We start from the raw sequence: 16,329 nt of genomic DNA on the forward strand, positions 1-16,329 counted from the left end.
CATACTCATTACTTTAAACTCTTGTCGTTACTTACAAGAGCCCGATGTTACTCGAATAGAGGAAGCTTCATCGTTAAAGTTGTATGCGCGCAATGTCGGCGCGTTTTTACCAACCTTTTTACTTGCACCTCTGAAATGATGATCTCTGTACAGTGTAACACATGAGTTAATGCCAACTTTTATAGAAGAAACCACATCATTTGCATGCCACTCTTTGTGCCAGTATGTAGCATCGTGTCCCTTGTCCAAATCACGAATGAAAGAATTTGGTGGTAATGAGAAATGTCCGCCACGTGTATTGTAGTCACCATGGTTGTAGAAGTGAGTCATGATAGCACTGTCACAACGGTGGCTTTTAAACACTTGAATTGACGTGGTTTCATCGTTAAAACGGTAGTCAACCAAATCTGCATACTCTCCGCCAGAAAAGTATTTCGCAGTTGAGCTGTAACCTGCATTCTTATACAGAACAACACAAGTACCGTGATCTACTTTTAAGGATGAGACACTGTCATTCGCGAAGATACGACGCTTATTCAGCTCATCAATCATTTCCCCATTGCCAATGTAACTTGACTTACCTTTAAAGTAACCGTGCTCATAAATTGTTGCGCCTGCGGTCGCACCAAAAGACAGAGTCGCCAACAAAGCTACCAATGAATATTTCATTCCATGTTTCCTTTATTACTACAAATTGGGGGCGCAATTCTAGAGAACGCGTACCCATATTGCAACATCAATATGATTATTTTTATATTAAATAAAAAAACCAAAAAATGTATTTTTATGGATTGAAATTAAAAAAAGGTAAAAACCATCGGATTTTATATCTATATTTTTATCATTTCACTGCGCAATGGTGCCAGCCTTGAGAGGACGTGGTTTTGCGTAGTATGGGCTATTCCGGCTTCGGTCATGGCGTTGATCAGCAACTCAACCACACGGTTAAAATCAGCTTCAGTGATCTGCATGCCGGTATGGATCTGGACCATAGAATCGCCCTGATACTCACAGGGCCCATCAAGGGTATCGCATAAGTGAGTGATAAAACCCTGGCGAAAATGGCTCACATTAGCTTTGGCAAAATAAGGCAGAATGGCTTTATCATGCCCTATCTGCTGAATGAACAAATCGACCAGGCGTTCAAGCCCGGCTTGACCGCCAACCTGCTGATACAGGGTTAGCTTAACGCTGGCCTGACAGCCCATCAGAGATAGACTGGCCAATATGATAACGAGTCCGGACAGAGAGTGACAAGCGTTGCGCTTTACTCCATTCAACATCACGCCTCCTTAAAAGTATCCGGTAACAGACACATACCAACCGGTTTGACCCGGCTGACCTGCGATACTGCCCAAATCCAACCAGGCTGCGGTGATATTGACCTGCTTATTGATAAACCAGGCAACAAACACATCCTGCCACTGTTGCTCGCCCAATCCGAGGTTGTCAGGCTTTTCACGATATTCGTAGCCCAAAGCCAGGTGCTGGCTAAGAAAAATGGCCGTACTGGCTTCAAGGTAAATGCGTTCACTGCCGTGCTGACCACCGAAACCCAGCAGACCCAACTGATTGGCCTTCGTATGACGCGCCGTGATATTCCAAAATGCATTAAAGCCGCCAAGCGCTCCCAGATGCAGCTTGCTGGCAGCCAGATAGACATCGGTGCCGCTGTCTTCCTCGGCGCCCAGCAAAGCGGCAACAGCATCATCTTTGAGTGATTTATGTTGCATCCCCAGACTCAACTGTGGCCAGGCACTGTAGACGATATCCCCATACAGGCGTACTTTAACGCCGCTTACCGACTGCTCGATCTCAGTATTGAGTGCTGGTACGTCAAAAGTTTGCTCAGCATAACTCAGCTCTACGCGGTCAAACAGGTTGGCCTGAATACCGCACACATCCAGTCGGTAATCATCGACGCTGGCGCGGCTGCAAAAGCCGCCAAGACTCCATTGCTCGTCACTGGCATACCCTGCCAGCTGAGCCCAGGGCACAATGCCCCCACCTGCGCTGCCTTCTACCTGAGAAACACCGGGTGTGGCCAGTAACTTACCGGAACCAGCCATGCAGGTGGCACTTATTCCTAATGCGCAACCTGACAAAACCACTAAACACGGATTAACCCGCTTCATGATACTGGCCAAGCCATTGTGTCAACAGCTCCGCCTTCAGTGGTTTACTCAAATAATACCCCTGAGCATAATCACAGCCCATTTCTTTGAGCAGCTCCAAAGACGCTTTATCTTCTACCCCTTCAGCAACCACAGAAAAACCAAGTTGATGACCCAGGCTGATGGTGGAACGCACAATACACTGATCCTGATGCGTTTCGGCCAGCTTCAGAATAAACACCTTATCCAGCTTGAGCTCATCAATCGGTAGCATTTTTAAGCGACCCAATGAAGTCTGACCGACACCGTAATCGTCCAGAGAAATATGTACGCCAATCTCTTTGAGTACTTTAAGCGCAGCAATCCCTTTCTCTTCGTTCTCGATCATATCCCGCTCTGTCAGCTCTATGGTGATCAAGGAAGGCGATATCTGATAGCGATCCAGCATGGCTTCCAGGTGGGGCACAAAATCGGGATCCGCAATATCCTGTGCCGACACATTGATGGCCGCTTTCATGGTGATCCCCTGCTCGACCCAGTTGGCAACCTGCGCCACCACCGTTTTAAGCACCCACTGTGTCAGCTCGACGATCAGACCTGACTGCTCTGCCAAATCAATAAAAAATTCAGGCGAGACCCACTCGCCATTGCGTCGCTGCCAGCGGATCAGTGACTCCACCTTATCGACCTGCTGACTGTGCATGTTGAGCTTAGGCTGATAGGTCATAAACAGCTGGCCGTCGTCACTTTGCAGTGCGGCTTTGAGCTCATCAATGATCAACAAGCGCTCCAGGTAGGCTTCGTCTTCACCGGTTTGGTAAAAATACACCGAATTACTGCCCTGCTGTGCCGCGTTGTCTGCTGCAATCAAAGCACGACGTACCAGATCTTCCGGATCGTCTGCCTGCTCGGGGTAATGGACCACCCCCACACTAAAACGCAGGTTGATCTCCAGTTTCTGTACCTGGTAAGGCTGATTCAGCGCACTCAGAAACCCAGCGACACACCCTTCCATTGAGCTGTCCTCTTTGGCTGCCAGCACAGTTAAAAACTCATCTCCACCGAGCCGGGCATTCAGTCCTTCAAAACTGGCACCGATTTGTTCAATCCGCTGTGCAACGGCCTGAATACAGCTGTCACCCACACGTGGGCCCAGCTTATCGTTAATGTGTCTGAGGCCTTTTATGTCCACAACCAGCAGGTAATAAACGCGACCATCTTGCAACAAGCGGGTAAGCTTCTCCATGGCGGCTGCGCGATTGTAAAAGCGTGTCAGACCATCGTGGCTGGCCTGATAGCGAATTTGTTTTTCCCGCGCCTGGATGTCATCACCCATTTCATGAAAAGCATCCACCAGCTGACAGATCTCTTTAGTCGGTCGTGACTCGTGTACGGTGGCTTCGTAGTCACCCAGAGCAAATCGACGCGCCATCACCGTTAGCTGCTGTAACGGGGTAGCCAGGTTCCGTGCTAAAAAGCCACTGGCCACAAAGCCAAACAACATAGTCACACAGGACGACAAAATAATGGTTAACACCAGCTGATCGAACTCCTGATAGTCTTTGGTCATATCGGCACTTAATACCAGGCTAACCGGAGAAGAGTTTAACGCGGGCAAAGCAACCTCCGCATTAATATAAACCGGAAACTCGCTCAGCCAGCGGGTGATTTTTTGCTCATGCAGATACGCGAACAGATCCTGGGATTCGGGTAAACGCAACGAGCTGGCCTTGATCTGCTCACCATGGCCAATAAAGCTCATTTCCATCCCGGTCAGCTCACGTAGCTGCCCTGCCACTTCCGTATCAACCGCAAAGCCAACAATCGCAAAAGCAATGGTACGCGGTGCCTTCACGGGCAAAATAATCGCCTGATACAATTGCTTATCCAGGCTGACAAAAGCAGACTGTTCGGTATGATTTAACAACTCTCTGAGCAACGGGCGCAGATCTTCAGCCAGCTCAATTTCGGCCTGATTGGCAGAGATCAGCTGACCGCGCACGTCCAGCAGCAACATCAGATCAGCGTCGATACGCTGACTATGATTAAACAGCACACTTTCAATGGTCGGTGCATCGCGTGTTGCAACCGCCTGTTTAAAGCCAAAATCTTGCGTCAGTACCGTGGCGGCGGTCACCAGCAAACGCTCTTTGGCACTGAGATATTGCTGATAGACATTTTGCGCCGTCTGAATATCCTGCTGCACCTTGCGCTCATTGAACTGGCTGGTAGACCACCAGAAGCTGGCTAAGCTGGCGACCGCTGTCAGCAGTACCAACCCGACGCACAAGGCGATAATACGATTTTTAAAACTAGTGCCCATGATGATCCTTAAACATCTCTGAGAATGTGTTTCTGGGTGCCGGTGCCTGTGTTTCTACAATAGCAGACCCGGATTGTTGTAATTCTGTCACCGTCACTATCCTGCGAGTGTCGATATCCTGTGTTTGTAATGCATGCCAGATAGCCACTTGCTGCGCATAAGCAGGTAACTTCACTGTGCCCGATTGATCGCTGGTAAGCACGTCTTTTGATTGAGAAACATAGATATAGCCCACCATTGAATCATGAATATTACATCCTAGAACAACGACACCCGGTTGTTCAAATCGTATCGGTTGAATAGGTGTACCCGCATATAATTTAAGCTCAAAACGCTTGGTCTCAGAAAAAGAATAGACATGATGACGAATATCATCACTGTTGGGAAAGCTCACCGCCTGACCCTGCATTATGGTCAGTAGTCTGGGATGGAATTGCTTATTGACCTGATCCATTACGGCGACTTGCTGCACCTGACCCGCACGTAAGGGGGCAACCACTTCAACCACCACATCGGATAAGGGTTCACCGTGCTGATCACGCAATTGAAGGGTGTATCCGTTACCGGACCCGTTACCGGACCCGTTACCGACACCCTTACCAGCACCATTGTCGAGTGCATTATCAGCCCCATAAACAGGACCACCTAAGCTGGCAAGTATCCAAGCGTACACTGGCCAGGCAAAAATACGCACGCCAACTATCTTTCGTGCACACCCCAGCGCTCGCCTGATCAAGATCAGGTGCCCTTGTGCGATCCTTACCGGGTTATGCCCGCTGACGTTCATGGAAATTTGCCTGAGCCACTTGCTTACCTTAAGTAAAAGTGACGCTGAAAAGAAAAGCAAGGACGAATACACATTCACGCCTGCATCCAGCGGTTAAACAGCCATAAAAAAAGCGGCTTATCGCCGCTTTCTTTATGTTTTTCAGACTACTCAGGCGTCAATCAGGCCATACTCTTTATCCAGTACGGCAATTACCTCATCACGTGGGTTCTGAGGAATACTGAGCTGTTGGCCCACAATTTTACTGGCGATGCCCACGTACGTATCTGACACCGACATCATCACCTGCTCAGGCAACTTATAACTGGCAGCCAGCTGTTCGCGCTCGCTCATGCGGTCTTTGTTCAGCAATACATCGCTATCCGGTACATTGTTGATCAATAACTGACGGAAGCCCTCTTTAGAGTTCTCAACAATTTTACCGTCACGGTATGCCGGGCCATCCCAGATCCGTGATGAATCTGGCGTGCCTACCTCATCAATGTAGATTAGGCGTTCACTGCCATCTTTATCTTCTACGTAACCAAATTCAAATTTGGTGTCCACAAAGATTTGATCCAGCTTGGCCAGCTCTTTAGAGATCAACGCAAAGCCCTCGCTCAGCAGCTGCTCATAACGGGCCACATCGGCGTCTGACTTAAAGTTAAACGCATCCAGGTTATCCGTGATATTGCGGCGTGTGATATTCACATCATCGACTTCCGGCACATCTGGCAGGCCACGAATGATCCCTTTTGTTGACGGCGTGATCAGCACATCATCAAGCTTTTGATGCGCAGTCAGGCCTTCTGGCAAATTGATCCCACAGAACTCACGTACACCTTTGCTGTAATCGCGCCACATGCTGCCGGTGATATATTGGCGGGCGATGGCTTCGACGCGCACGGTGCTGGCTTTGCGCACGATCCACACGTATGGGTGAGGTATATCCACAATGTGATTACCTGCCAGACCCGCTTCATCGAATAGTTTAAACCAATGGGCGGCGACACTGTTCAGTGCGATACCTTTGCCCGGTACACCATTGAGGCCATTTTCGCCCTGCCAGATGCAGTCAAAGGCCGAGATGCGATCCGAGATCACCATGATCGCCAGCTCTGTTCCGGCAGGCACATCATAGCCTTTTTCTTCGATCAAACGGGCACTGTCCTGGTCGGTTAACCAATAAACTGAACGTACTTTACCACTGTGCACAGCACCTTTGGTGCGAATGGGTAGATCGTCATTGACGTCTAGAACTTTGTAGCTACTCATTGTATCTCCATAGAGAACGGCTGCGTCTTGCTAAAGGACGCAAAATACAGAGGGGGTTAGAGCGGTGTATGATAGTCGAGCAGCCAACAAATCACAATTGCTTTACCGCACTGAACGGCGATATGCCGCAGGTGGGTTTAGCTTGCGGCACAAGTATTTTATGATGCGGGCGTGATCCGCCATTGATGTGAGACTATGTTAGAGATTAACGACCTGATTTTTCGCTGGCCCGGTGCAGCCGACGCCACACTCAACATACCCAAACTTGAAGTTGCCGCCGGTGAGCGGGTCTTTTTGCATGGCCCAAGCGGCAGTGGTAAATCAACGCTACTGGGACTGTTGAGCGGAATTAACAAGCCAGAAGCCGGCAGCATCCGCTTGCTTAACAGTGATCTGGCACAGCTCAGCGATGCCGCCAGAGACAAATTCAGAGCCGATCACATCGGCACAATTTTTCAGAACTTCAATTTACTGCCTTACCTGAGTCCGGTTGAAAATGTCATGCTCGGCTGCCATTTTTCCCGCAGCCGTACCGACCGCATTAAGGCGTCGGGTAAAACCCTGGCTCAGCAGGCCGAGCTGTTGTTACAGGAACTTGGTCTGGATGCCAGCATCATGTCACGTTCTGTGGCTCAGCTGAGTATTGGCCAGCAACAACGTGTTGCCGCAGCCCGGGCCTTTATTGGTCAGCCTGAGTTGATCATTGCTGACGAGCCCACCTCCGCACTGGATGCCGACAATCGCAATACCTTTATCGAGTTACTATTTAAAGAGGCCAGCCAATATGGCGCAACCATTTTGTTCGTCAGTCATGACAGCAGCCTGGCCCCTTTGTTTGACAAACATCTGAGTCTGGTTGAATTAAACGGAGCAAGCCAATGAGGTTAATCAGTCTGGCGAACAAAAGTATGCTCAACCGCAAGGCCAGCGTGCTGCTGACCCTGTTCACCATTGCCATCAGTGTGATGCTGCTGCTGACCATTGAAAGGGTGCGTCAGGAAGCGAAAAGCAGCTTTAGCAATACCGTATCAGGTACCGATCTTATCGTCGGTGCCCGAAGTGGCGACATCCAGCTGCTGCTCTCCAGTGTCTTTCGCATTGGTCATGCCAATAATAGTGTAAGCTGGGACAGCTATCAGGATATCAAGGCGCAGCGAGGTGTGAGCTGGACTATTCCCATCAGCCTGGGCGACAGCCACAAAGGTCATGCGGTACTGGGCACCGACAGCGCTTACTTTGAACACTTTCGCTATGGTAAGAAACAAACGCTGGCTTTCACCGCAGGCCGCGCTTTTGTTAATGCACAGGAAGTGGTGCTGGGCAGTGACGTAGCCCAAAAAATGCATTATCAGCTTGGTCAGCAAATTGTGATTTCACACGGTATGGGCAATACCAGCTTCCATCATCACGATGATAATCCGATGACTATAGTTGGGATCCTGGCACGACCGGCACACCGGTCGATAAAACCGTGCATGTGCCACTGGCGGCCATCGAGGCCATGCATAGCCAGCCTAAATCAACTCCCCGCATGCTAGGTAAGCCAAAACAGCCAGCTGGACACAAGCATGACCATCAAGATGAACATGGGCACCATGACAGCCATGACCACGGCCATGCAGATGAACATGGGCACCATGACAGCCATGACCACGGCCATGCAGATGAACATGAGCACCATGACAGCCATGACCACGGCCATGCAGATGAACATGAGCACCATGACAGCCATGACCACGGTCATGGACACGATAAACCCGACACCATCGCAGTTGCGGTACCAGCCCCCGCAGATCTGCATGGCGATCTGATTGGTGAACCCAAACAGATCACGGCATTTTTAATGGGGCTGGACTCCCCGCTATACACCTTGCAGATCCGCCGTAATATCAATAATTACAAAGCAGAGCCGCTGCTGGCCATCATGCCCGGCGTCACCTTACGTGAGCTGTGGCGCATGCTGGGCCTGGTAGAAAAGATCCTGCTGCTATTTTCTGCCGTGGTGGTCTTAATCAGCCTGCTGGGCATGCTAACCACCTTGTTGGCGACGCTGAACCAGCGCCGCCGCGAACTGGCCATTTTGCGCTCTGTGGGCGCGCGACCACGACACATTTTCACTCTAATGAGCAGCGAAGCTATCTTAATTACCGCAGCAGGCTGCACATTAGGCATTGCCTTGTTTTACGCCCTGATTGCACTGGCACAAGGCACGCTGCAAAGTCAGTTCGGAATTAGCCTGATCATTTCACTGCTCAGTCACTATGAACTCATGTTGATCGGGGGTATTATGGCGGCCGGCACACTGATGGGCATATTGCCTGCAACCCGAGCCTATTTCTATTCGCTCAGCGATGGCATGAGCATCAAGCTATAAGAGGTTTTGAATGACACCATTACGCACTATTTTCTGGCTTTGCACAACGCTGATGCTGTTTTGCGTGCAGGCGCAGGCAGCACCGCCTAAAGAAATTTTCTGGGATGATCTGATCCCAAAAGGCCATGTCCAAATCAGCAATCAGGACGCCGCGGCCAGTCATGATGGCGATCAGCAAAACTGGGTACAGCCGGATCTCGATGCCCCGGTTGTTAAAAGCTTAGATGGTAAACAGGTGAGCTTACCCGGGTTTGTAGTCCCGCTTGAAGGAGACAGTGAAGTGATCACTGAGTTCTTACTGGTGCCTTACTTCGGAGCCTGTATTCACGTGCCACCACCGCCGCCCAACCAGATCGTGCATGTCAAAATCAAGAATGGGGTGCCCATCGACAGCCTGTATGATGCGATTACCGTGACGGGTACTATGAAGGTGGCCACCTGGAAAGGCGATCTGGCACAAACCGGTTATAAAATGGAAGCAGTTGGCGTCGCGCCGTTTGAATTATAAACGTCGGTTATTAGTCTGAAAGTGGCTCAATGATGAGCCACAAGATAGTCAGTCCAGCCTTAGCACAGACAGCTTCTGAAATGATAGGTATCGCATATAACAGCAATCGTGTTACACGAGTCACGCTCAGTATAACGCACGCCACCGGCAACCTGCGGTGTTTGTGCACCATCCAGTAAACGCGTCTGGCCACCCAACTGCTTGATCGATTTTTTGTTTAATTGTAATTTCATAGTGTATTTCCTTATTGTTGTCTTTAAAGATGTGCTGTTTAGCACCTTTCCACTTTTGCACACATTTTAGTCAAATGTAAAGTTACCTCTGAGCCAGCTGCTGACAGAGGATATACATCAATGTGGGGTCTTCCTGCATCAATGTTTTCAGTTTATCAACCGGGATCCACACCACTTCACAGGGCGTTTCAGCCAGATAATCCAGAGCAGATGACCCAGTCAGTAAAGCCGTTATGCCAAGTGTCTCGCCCGGCCCTCTGACAACAACCTGGCTATTACCCTGCTTACCGGCAACCACTTCACGTACACTGCCCCGGTAAATCACCCCCAGTTTATTCAGCGCTTTACCTTGCCTTATCAACACCTGACCCACATCATAAATACCGCGCTCCTGGCAGCTGCTGATCTGTTCGCGGGTGCTCTGTGTGACGCCGTGTAACCAGGGGATCTGCTGATCCAATTGTGCCGCCTCCGTCTGGCGAAAAATCGATACCTGTTGCAGCGCCGCCATACGTTTTTCGACATCTTCCAGCAACCGGCTGGCTTCGGGTTTGTCGAGCACCGCCAGCTTGAGCTGCTCTTTAATCACAGCCCGCTCACGGTTCAGCAGTAACCGGATTGCAGCCTGTGACTGAAGCGCCTGTACTATATCCGGAAACGTTTCCTGAAGCTCATTGATCCGCGCGATGGTCTGAGCCATATTATCCTGCACCTGCTGGCGCACCTGTGTCGCTATCTGTGCATTCGGCGACAAAGTATCAATATGACTTTCCAGCGCTTCCTGCGCCTGAATAAAGCCCCTGGCCACATCATACCCCACTACCAGACGCTCAAAATACAACCGTAATAACGTCCGCTCTAACCAGGCGATACCCCGCATTCGCTCTAGCCAGCCGGGTACTTGCCAGGTTGCCAACAAGCTATCACGCTGACCGATGCAGGGCTCACCATCCAGTGCCAGTTCAACCGCTTCAACCAGCAAATTGGTTGCCCGTTTACCCAATGTGCCTTGCTCAAACTGAGTCCAGTAGTGTTTACGTTCGGTTTCCAGTAAACGACGCAAAAAAGCCGTGTCTAAGTCCGACTGATCGATCGGCGCATCTGCATCTGTTTGTGCCATAGCCCCGAGCTTGACCTGGGTTTTCACCTGCTGCCAGTCAGCCCCACGTAAAAATGGGCTGTCCATCATAGTCGGCAGCATGGTTTGCAGGGTATTAGCCACTTGCTGATTGGCTTTGTCAACCGTAGCCTGTTTGGCTGGAGGCAGGCTGTCGAGGCGCAGGAACTTCAGCAACATGCCCATAGTGCCCCCATTGATTAAAATCGTCAGAACCACAATCCCAGCACATAAAAACAACATGCGATCACTGATCTCTTTTGGGATCGCCTCGCTCGCAGCCACCGTCAAAGCCAGCGCCAGTGATACAGCCCCTCGCAACCCGCCCCAACATAAGACACTGGCTTTTTCAAAAGTAATACCGACCCCTATGCGGCTCAACAGCGGTGTAAACACAGTGATGGATGTCGCGCGGATCAGCATGATCCCAACATATAAAATGCCCAGGGTCTGCCACGCCTGTAGATCATCCAGCGGCACCCGAATGGCCACCAGGATCCCCACCAGCAGAAAAATACAGGTATTGGCAATGTGCGCCATCATTTCCCAGAAATGATGTAAAACCCAGCTACTTCCGGGCTGATCCGGGTTCGCCCCACACTGGCCAGTACCAGCGCGAGCGTCACCACAGCCACTACACCGGAGACATGAAACGATTCTGAAATGAAAAACGCTGAATATGCCGCCGCGATGGTTAGCGTGATCTCTATCATAGGATCGTTAAACACCCTATCGATCCATATAATGCATAACCCACCCAGTACCAGACCTATCGCCAAACCGACCAGTACCACACCGGCAAACTGCCCAACAGCTTGCAGCGGTGAAGCCATCATGGCTCCCTCTCCGCCGCTGCTGGCCAGCACCCAGACATAGAACAAACTGAAAAACACGATGGCGGTACCATCATTGAGCAAAGACTCGCCCTCAATCAGGGTTTCGAGGCGTTTACGCGAACTCACTTCCTTCAGTAAAGCCACCACAGCAACCGGGTCGGTAGCACTGATCAGGGCACCGAACATCAGGCACATGGCCCAGCTCCATTGCCAGTGCTCAGGCACGCTCATATGTAATAATTCGGCCGTCAGCCAGATGGCCAGCATCAGGCCAGGCACGGCCAAAATAGCAATCTGGGTAAACATGCGGCGGAATAAGTGCACTTCCATCGCAAAAGCGCTTTCAAAGATAAGCGTAGGCAGGAATAAAAATAAAAACAGGTGCGGGTCAATGTCGGCAACCAGGGCTAAGGTATCGCCGACCATCTGAGTGTCACCACTAAAGACATCGCCGCGCTGTGCCAGACCAATACAGATCCCAATCACCAACAGCGCTACGGTATAGGGGATCTGGGTATTTTTCAGGACATGCCGGGTCAGCGCCCCTATAAACAGGGCCAGGATCAAAAAAACCAGGACCAGAATGCCAGATTCAAACTGCATACCAGCCACCTTAACCGATAGGCTCAGAATGCAGTAAGCTTAGTTCACTCAGGCTGGCCCTGTTAGTTTATGGGCAAAAAACTCAGTCCTCAGCTTTGCCTGGATAGTAAATCGTCACTGGCTGCGAGTAATTAGGCACATCATCATAGCTAAACACCGCATAGTATTTAGCAATATCCGGCGTACCAAAATTATCCAGGGTATAGTTGTCCCGACCGCCATACAGCTTTACGCCATCAAACGGAGAACGTGGCGGATGGAAGCGGTTACGTACCACGAAAAAGCCCACCAGATCCTCATCCTCTTCATTGTCCCAGGTCAGTTTCACCACGCCGTTTTCGACCTGAGTTTGCAGATTATGTGGTGCAGCCACCGGATGTTTGCGTCGTGCGATATAGTCTATTTTCAGCTGCGCGGGTTGCTGATCCTGACAGTTGGTCCAGTTTACCAGTGCATCCGTTGCCTGCGACTCCGCCGTGGCGCGAATAATAAAGTAAAAAGGCGTCTGTGCCTGATGCAAACGCTCCAGCTCCTGCAAGCTGTAGCTATCGAAAATAAAGTGATGTTCGGCACGCTCTCTGAGTTGTTCGTTGCTGACCTCATAGCCGATATACTCTATTTTCTGGCGTTGTTTAACGTGTTGATAATCCACGTCCCGCAATTCCACCAATTCTATGGTAAAACGCACGTCCCGCGCGGACGCGATGGAATTACAAGAACGCACAGTCAGGCAGGCATTGGTGAATACCGTGCGTTCCACAGGTAAATCCACATTTAAGTCAAACGACATCTGTCCGTACACAATATCGCCTTCGGTATCGAACCCGGATGCCAATTTGTCCGCCACTACTTTGTCTTTGTAAATGGTATTACAGGCCAATGGACTCAGGACCAGTTGCTGTTCGGGCAACTGATAAACCAGCTCCAGATTGGGCCGATAATGTAAGCCGCTACCAAATGGCCCATAGCCAATATCGAACTGCATCACCTGAGAGTCTTTACCCAGCGGCAATTTTTTAGGCCCCTGTAACCGCAGTAACAGACGCTGCTGTTTTAAGAGTTTGGCCAACAAGCTACGCTCAACGCCATTAAACTGCCATTTCAGCCAGATCCCCTGAGTCAGTTTGTCAGACTCAATGGTTTGCCCCAGCGTATGCAAAGGCTTAGCCTCTGCAATGGCAGCGTAGTCATAGATGTCTTCAATCTGATCAGCATCAAGGATCGCCACCGACCATTCACCATATTTTTCAATTTTGGCCGCCACCCGGTTCATGGGATAAATAAAGAACTGGGCGCTTAAGATCTGCGATCCTGCGTTGATACTGCTGAGATCAAACTGCACCACGCCCATGCTAACACCACGCTTCTTATCAACCCCGATAAACATAGAGTTATAACCAAAGTGTTCTTTATTTTTGACCTGATTATTTTGCGATAAGTAGCCCACCGACTCACGGGCAGGGAATAAAGTACGGGCGCTTTCGGTTCGTGCCAGACGGGTTTTCAGACGCAGCTCCGGGCTGAATGGCGACTTTATCTTAGTCACCTTGTCCACGGCACGAATGTTGTAAAAATAACTGTGTCCGCTGAGCAGCTGACTGTCCGTAAAGCTCAGCGTTTTAGTAATGGCGACTAAGGTCTCTTCGCCACATGGGTTTTTGTTATGCTGACTGCGATAGACTTCAAAATAGATGTCATCACGATCCTCATATTGCCATTCCAGCTCAACACTGTCATGGGCCACTGATTTGATGGTAAAGCCTTCCACTCGTTTGGGGGCCAGCGGCGAGTAATTGATTGCCTCACTCAGCGCATATTGCACAGCCGGAATATTCTCGGCCACACTCTCGGACATATTTTTCATATAATCCGGAATATTACGCGTGCCCACTTCCACCACGGTGGCAATGATCCCCTTGCGATAATAGTACTCTCGGCCACTGCCGTGGATCAGCTGAGCCGGCGGTTTGCCCCGGTGGATCCCATACTGGCGGCCAGTCACCTTTTTGATCTCGTGATTCATATTGGCGCACAGCACATTCAGATCGGTCCCTTCGATTTCTACTTCATGATTGAATTTATGCGCCGGAAAAAACACATTGCCCTGGGAGTGATAATCCAGTGCGATACGAATGTTCTCGTGGCTTTCTACAAAATCACGAATGGCACACGTTTCTGGCTCAGAAAACGCGTGAGGCCCGCCATAGGTATTCGATCCTGTGTTCTGATTACGCATAAACTTCGCATCAAAATTGCGGTTTAAGTCCACCCCAAACGTCCCATCGCCATTGTTACGCCGATTCTTGCGCCAGAATGAGAAATGGTTACGGGAGTACTCAAAACCATCTGGATTCAGGCACGGCACCATATACAAAGTATTACGGGTCAAAGCATTTTGCAGCTTCGGGTTGAAACGATAGTTATCAATCACATACTGAACAAACTTTACCGCCAGCTCATTGCCAATCCACTCCCGCGCATGGATCGATCCGGTATACAGTAACGCAGGTTTATCATCGGCGTAGGTGACATCCAGCGAAATAGTCACCAGCATGATCGGTCGACCTTCCCAGGTTTCACCTATGCTCTGTAAACGGATCAAATGGGGGTGCGCGCTCATGGCGCTTTGCAGGAACTCTATGGTGTCCTGATAGGACGCGTATTGGATTTTCATAGCGGTTGCTCAGTTGCGGAAAACGAAAAGCTATAACCCGGATCAGGCCAACCTGATCCGGTACAGCAAGAAACACTAATGTGTGGTCATTCCAGACGGCATGACCTGTTGCCAGTGTGCAACGATCTTTTCTAATTTTTTGTCCTTAAGGTTTTTCACCACACAAAGTTGTTGCGGTTCAGTGTTTAGCGCTTCAACGACACCATGTGCACCAAAGGTCGACATGATCTCATCGATCATCTTGTCACCAATGCCTTTCACCTGTGCCAGGATCTCCCGGATCTGAGCATCATCGAACATCGGCGCGGGGTAACTATTCAGCTCCAGACCAGCCTGCTCATCACTGCCAGGAATGGGCTGACAGGCTTTGGCTGCGGCGGACTTAGCGTGCAACACAAAGTTGTCCTGCAAATTCCAGATCTCACTTGGCCACTCTTCAAGACGCTGATACTGGGTATCCAGGATAGGAAAATGTTGCTCATCCATACCATGAAATACCTCGCCACAGTCCTGGCTTGGTGTGTAACTGGAAAACCCGATATGACGCATCGTACGCAGCAGACGTGAATCAATTTTGCCAAGCTCTTCCCAGTTATACAGCGGGATCGTTGGCTTGCGGAAGTGACCATCCGAGAGCAGCCACATCAGATACTGGCCTATCCAATCTCGAATGTAAGGGAATGCAGCAAATGCCGTGGCACACTCCAAAATGCGTAGTTTGCCATCTTTGCCCAGCGCAATATCACAGGCCCAGTACTCCGCGTTAGCTGCCTTTGACGCTGCGGTCGCCAACTTAAGTACCGACTTAGGGACTGCCTGATAATCCATGCTGCCACCCTGGCTGGTGTTGGTTAACCACTCTCCTTCAGGAGGACGACGCCAGAAAGCACATACGGGTTTATGACCCACCAGCATGACACGAATATCTGCTTCCATCGGTACAAAGTCTTGTACATAAGCCGGGTAGTATTTTTTCTCCGTCAGCAATGCCATCGCTTCATCGTAGTTATCCACTTTATGCACAAAGTAGCCGCCGTAATTGGACGGACCATACGAGCGCTTGATGATCTTAGGATACGTGGCCTGACTGAGATAACGCTTTGCTTTTTCAGGTACGTAAAAAATTTCGGTATGCGGTGCCGGTAACTTGTACTTACGGCAAAAGTGCGTCACGTTCTCTTTTGACTTATTGGAAAACTGGCTGTCCAGCGAGGGCAAAAAGCGCACATGCGGCAAGGCACGTGCAATTTCGCGGAACGTTTCATAAGCCGTTGCGGGTATATTGCCAATCAGCACATCAATTTGCTTTTGTTTCACTTCGGCAATAAAGCGCGCTTTGTCATTGCCCCAGTGATATACCACAGTTTCGATTTTATCTGGCCAACCTTTGAAGTTGGATTTATCAAAAAAACGTAACACGTAATCCAGATAGAGAAGTCCAATCTTTGGGAGTTTGGGTTTTGCAGTCATTGCTCGGGCCACCTTGGCAAAATTAATGGGTTAGTA

Annotated in this window: 13 protein-coding genes and 1 pseudogene; 3 read left to right on the top strand and 11 right to left on the bottom strand. The window is 50.0% G+C overall.

The features are described 5' to 3' along the window. Nucleotides 1–27: 27 nt before the first annotated feature. From IY568_RS01785 to IY568_RS01810, 6 genes are all read right to left on the bottom strand, one after another. Nucleotides 28–669, bottom strand: a complete 642-nt coding sequence (locus tag IY568_RS01785) for a beta/gamma crystallin-related protein (protein ID WP_194866634.1) — start codon at nucleotides 667–669, stop codon at nucleotides 28–30. Nucleotides 670–830: 161 nt separating this feature from the next. Further along, nucleotides 831–1,283 carry a group I truncated hemoglobin gene (locus IY568_RS01790; protein ID WP_416365149.1) on the bottom strand — a complete coding sequence of 151 codons (453 nt, stop codon included), beginning with the start codon at nucleotides 1,281–1,283 and terminating at the stop codon, nucleotides 831–833. A 9-nt stretch (nucleotides 1,284–1,292) separates the two neighbouring features. Next, nucleotides 1,293–2,135, bottom strand: coding sequence for a DUF3034 family protein (locus IY568_RS01795; protein ID WP_194866635.1), 843 nt, complete (start codon nucleotides 2,133–2,135; stop codon nucleotides 1,293–1,295). Beyond that, the gene (locus IY568_RS01800) at nucleotides 2,122–4,437 is read right to left on the bottom strand and encodes a putative bifunctional diguanylate cyclase/phosphodiesterase (protein ID WP_125558452.1); all 2,316 of its coding nucleotides are present in this window, start codon (nucleotides 4,435–4,437) and stop codon (nucleotides 2,122–2,124) included. The genes IY568_RS01795 and IY568_RS01800 overlap by 14 nt, the downstream gene beginning before the upstream one ends. Next, nucleotides 4,427–5,224, bottom strand: coding sequence for a methylamine utilization protein (locus IY568_RS01805; RefSeq protein ID WP_194866636.1), 798 nt, complete (start codon nucleotides 5,222–5,224; stop codon nucleotides 4,427–4,429). The genes IY568_RS01800 and IY568_RS01805 overlap by 11 nt, the downstream gene beginning before the upstream one ends. Before the next feature lie 150 nt (nucleotides 5,225–5,374). Next, a complete protein-coding gene (locus IY568_RS01810; protein ID WP_194866637.1) occupies nucleotides 5,375–6,478 on the bottom strand; it encodes a phosphoribosylaminoimidazolesuccinocarboxamide synthase in 1,104 nt (367 codons plus the stop codon). Nucleotides 6,479–6,673: 195 nt separating this feature from the next. Here IY568_RS01810 and IY568_RS01815 point away from each other — a divergent pair, with 195 nt between their 5' ends. The 3 genes and pseudogenes from IY568_RS01815 to IY568_RS01825 all read left to right on the top strand — a co-directional run bounded on the left by IY568_RS01815 (nucleotide 6,674) and on the right by IY568_RS01825 (nucleotide 9,360). Next, nucleotides 6,674–7,360, top strand: coding sequence for an ABC transporter ATP-binding protein (locus IY568_RS01815; protein ID WP_194866638.1), 687 nt, complete (start codon nucleotides 6,674–6,676; stop codon nucleotides 7,358–7,360). Then, a pseudogene (locus tag IY568_RS01820) lies at nucleotides 7,357–8,852 on the top strand (ABC transporter permease). Before IY568_RS01815 ends, IY568_RS01820 begins: the two are co-directional and overlap by 4 nt. 52 nt (nucleotides 8,853–8,904) lie before the next feature. Then, complete coding sequence (locus IY568_RS01825; protein ID WP_416365151.1) at nucleotides 8,905–9,360, top strand: DUF3299 domain-containing protein; 456 nt, start codon at nucleotides 8,905–8,907, stop codon at nucleotides 9,358–9,360. A 59-nt stretch (nucleotides 9,361–9,419) separates the two neighbouring features. Here the strand turns inward: IY568_RS01825 and IY568_RS01830 are convergent, their stop codons facing one another. The 5 genes from IY568_RS01830 to IY568_RS01845 all read right to left on the bottom strand — a co-directional run bounded on the left by IY568_RS01830 (nucleotide 9,420) and on the right by IY568_RS01845 (nucleotide 16,293). Next, nucleotides 9,420–9,593: a hypothetical protein gene (locus IY568_RS01830; protein WP_164517486.1), complete on the bottom strand. Its 174-nt coding sequence runs from the start codon at nucleotides 9,591–9,593 to the stop codon at nucleotides 9,420–9,422. Nucleotides 9,594–9,675: 82 nt separating this feature from the next. Continuing rightward, complete coding sequence (locus tag IY568_RS25045) at nucleotides 9,676–11,253, bottom strand: cation:proton antiporter (protein ID WP_267250857.1); 1,578 nt, start codon at nucleotides 11,251–11,253, stop codon at nucleotides 9,676–9,678. Further along, nucleotides 11,250–12,149, bottom strand: coding sequence for a cation:proton antiporter (locus IY568_RS24620; RefSeq protein WP_267250858.1), 900 nt, complete (start codon nucleotides 12,147–12,149; stop codon nucleotides 11,250–11,252). The genes IY568_RS25045 and IY568_RS24620 overlap by 4 nt, the downstream gene beginning before the upstream one ends. 82 nt (nucleotides 12,150–12,231) lie before the next feature. Continuing rightward, entirely contained in the window at nucleotides 12,232–14,823 is a 2,592-nt protein-coding gene (locus tag IY568_RS01840) for a M14 family zinc carboxypeptidase (RefSeq protein ID WP_125558467.1), read from the bottom strand. Between the two features lie 75 nt (nucleotides 14,824–14,898). Continuing rightward, complete coding sequence (locus tag IY568_RS01845) at nucleotides 14,899–16,293, bottom strand: ATP-grasp domain-containing protein (protein ID WP_125558469.1); 1,395 nt, start codon at nucleotides 16,291–16,293, stop codon at nucleotides 14,899–14,901. Between the last annotated feature and the right edge of the window lie 36 nt (nucleotides 16,294–16,329).

It is taken from the genome of Pseudoalteromonas sp. PPB1 (assembly GCF_015356275.1).
Taxonomy (GTDB): Bacteria; Pseudomonadota; Gammaproteobacteria; order Enterobacterales; family Alteromonadaceae; genus Pseudoalteromonas; species Pseudoalteromonas rubra_D.

What these genes read in the sequence shown, in the direction of transcription:
- IY568_RS01790 (WP_416365149.1), bottom strand. Translation starts at nt 1,283, where the DNA reads ATGTTGAATGGAGTAAAGCGCAACGCTTGTCACTCTCTGTCCGGACTC.
- IY568_RS01805 (WP_194866636.1), bottom strand. Translation starts at nt 5,224, where the DNA reads ATGAACGTCAGCGGGCATAACCCGGTAAGGATCGCACAAGGGCACCTG.
- IY568_RS01815 (WP_194866638.1), top strand. Translation starts at nt 6,674, where the DNA reads ATGTTAGAGATTAACGACCTGATTTTTCGCTGGCCCGGTGCAGCCGAC.
- IY568_RS01785 (WP_194866634.1), bottom strand. Translation starts at nt 669, where the DNA reads ATGAAATATTCATTGGTAGCTTTGTTGGCGACTCTGTCTTTTGGTGCG.
- IY568_RS01800 (WP_125558452.1), bottom strand. Translation starts at nt 4,437, where the DNA reads ATGGGCACTAGTTTTAAAAATCGTATTATCGCCTTGTGCGTCGGGTTG.
- IY568_RS01825 (WP_416365151.1), top strand. Translation starts at nt 8,905, where the DNA reads ATGCTGTTTTGCGTGCAGGCGCAGGCAGCACCGCCTAAAGAAATTTTC.
- IY568_RS01840 (WP_125558467.1), bottom strand. Translation starts at nt 14,823, where the DNA reads ATGAAAATCCAATACGCGTCCTATCAGGACACCATAGAGTTCCTGCAA.
- IY568_RS01810 (WP_194866637.1), bottom strand. Translation starts at nt 6,478, where the DNA reads ATGAGTAGCTACAAAGTTCTAGACGTCAATGACGATCTACCCATTCGC.
- IY568_RS01845 (WP_125558469.1), bottom strand. Translation starts at nt 16,293, where the DNA reads ATGACTGCAAAACCCAAACTCCCAAAGATTGGACTTCTCTATCTGGAT.
- IY568_RS01830 (WP_164517486.1), bottom strand. Translation starts at nt 9,593, where the DNA reads ATGAAATTACAATTAAACAAAAAATCGATCAAGCAGTTGGGTGGCCAG.
- IY568_RS24620 (WP_267250858.1), bottom strand. Translation starts at nt 12,149, where the DNA reads ATGCAGTTTGAATCTGGCATTCTGGTCCTGGTTTTTTTGATCCTGGCC.
- IY568_RS25045 (WP_267250857.1), bottom strand. Translation starts at nt 11,253, where the DNA reads ATGATGGCGCACATTGCCAATACCTGTATTTTTCTGCTGGTGGGGATC.
- IY568_RS01795 (WP_194866635.1), bottom strand. Translation starts at nt 2,135, where the DNA reads ATGAAGCGGGTTAATCCGTGTTTAGTGGTTTTGTCAGGTTGCGCATTA.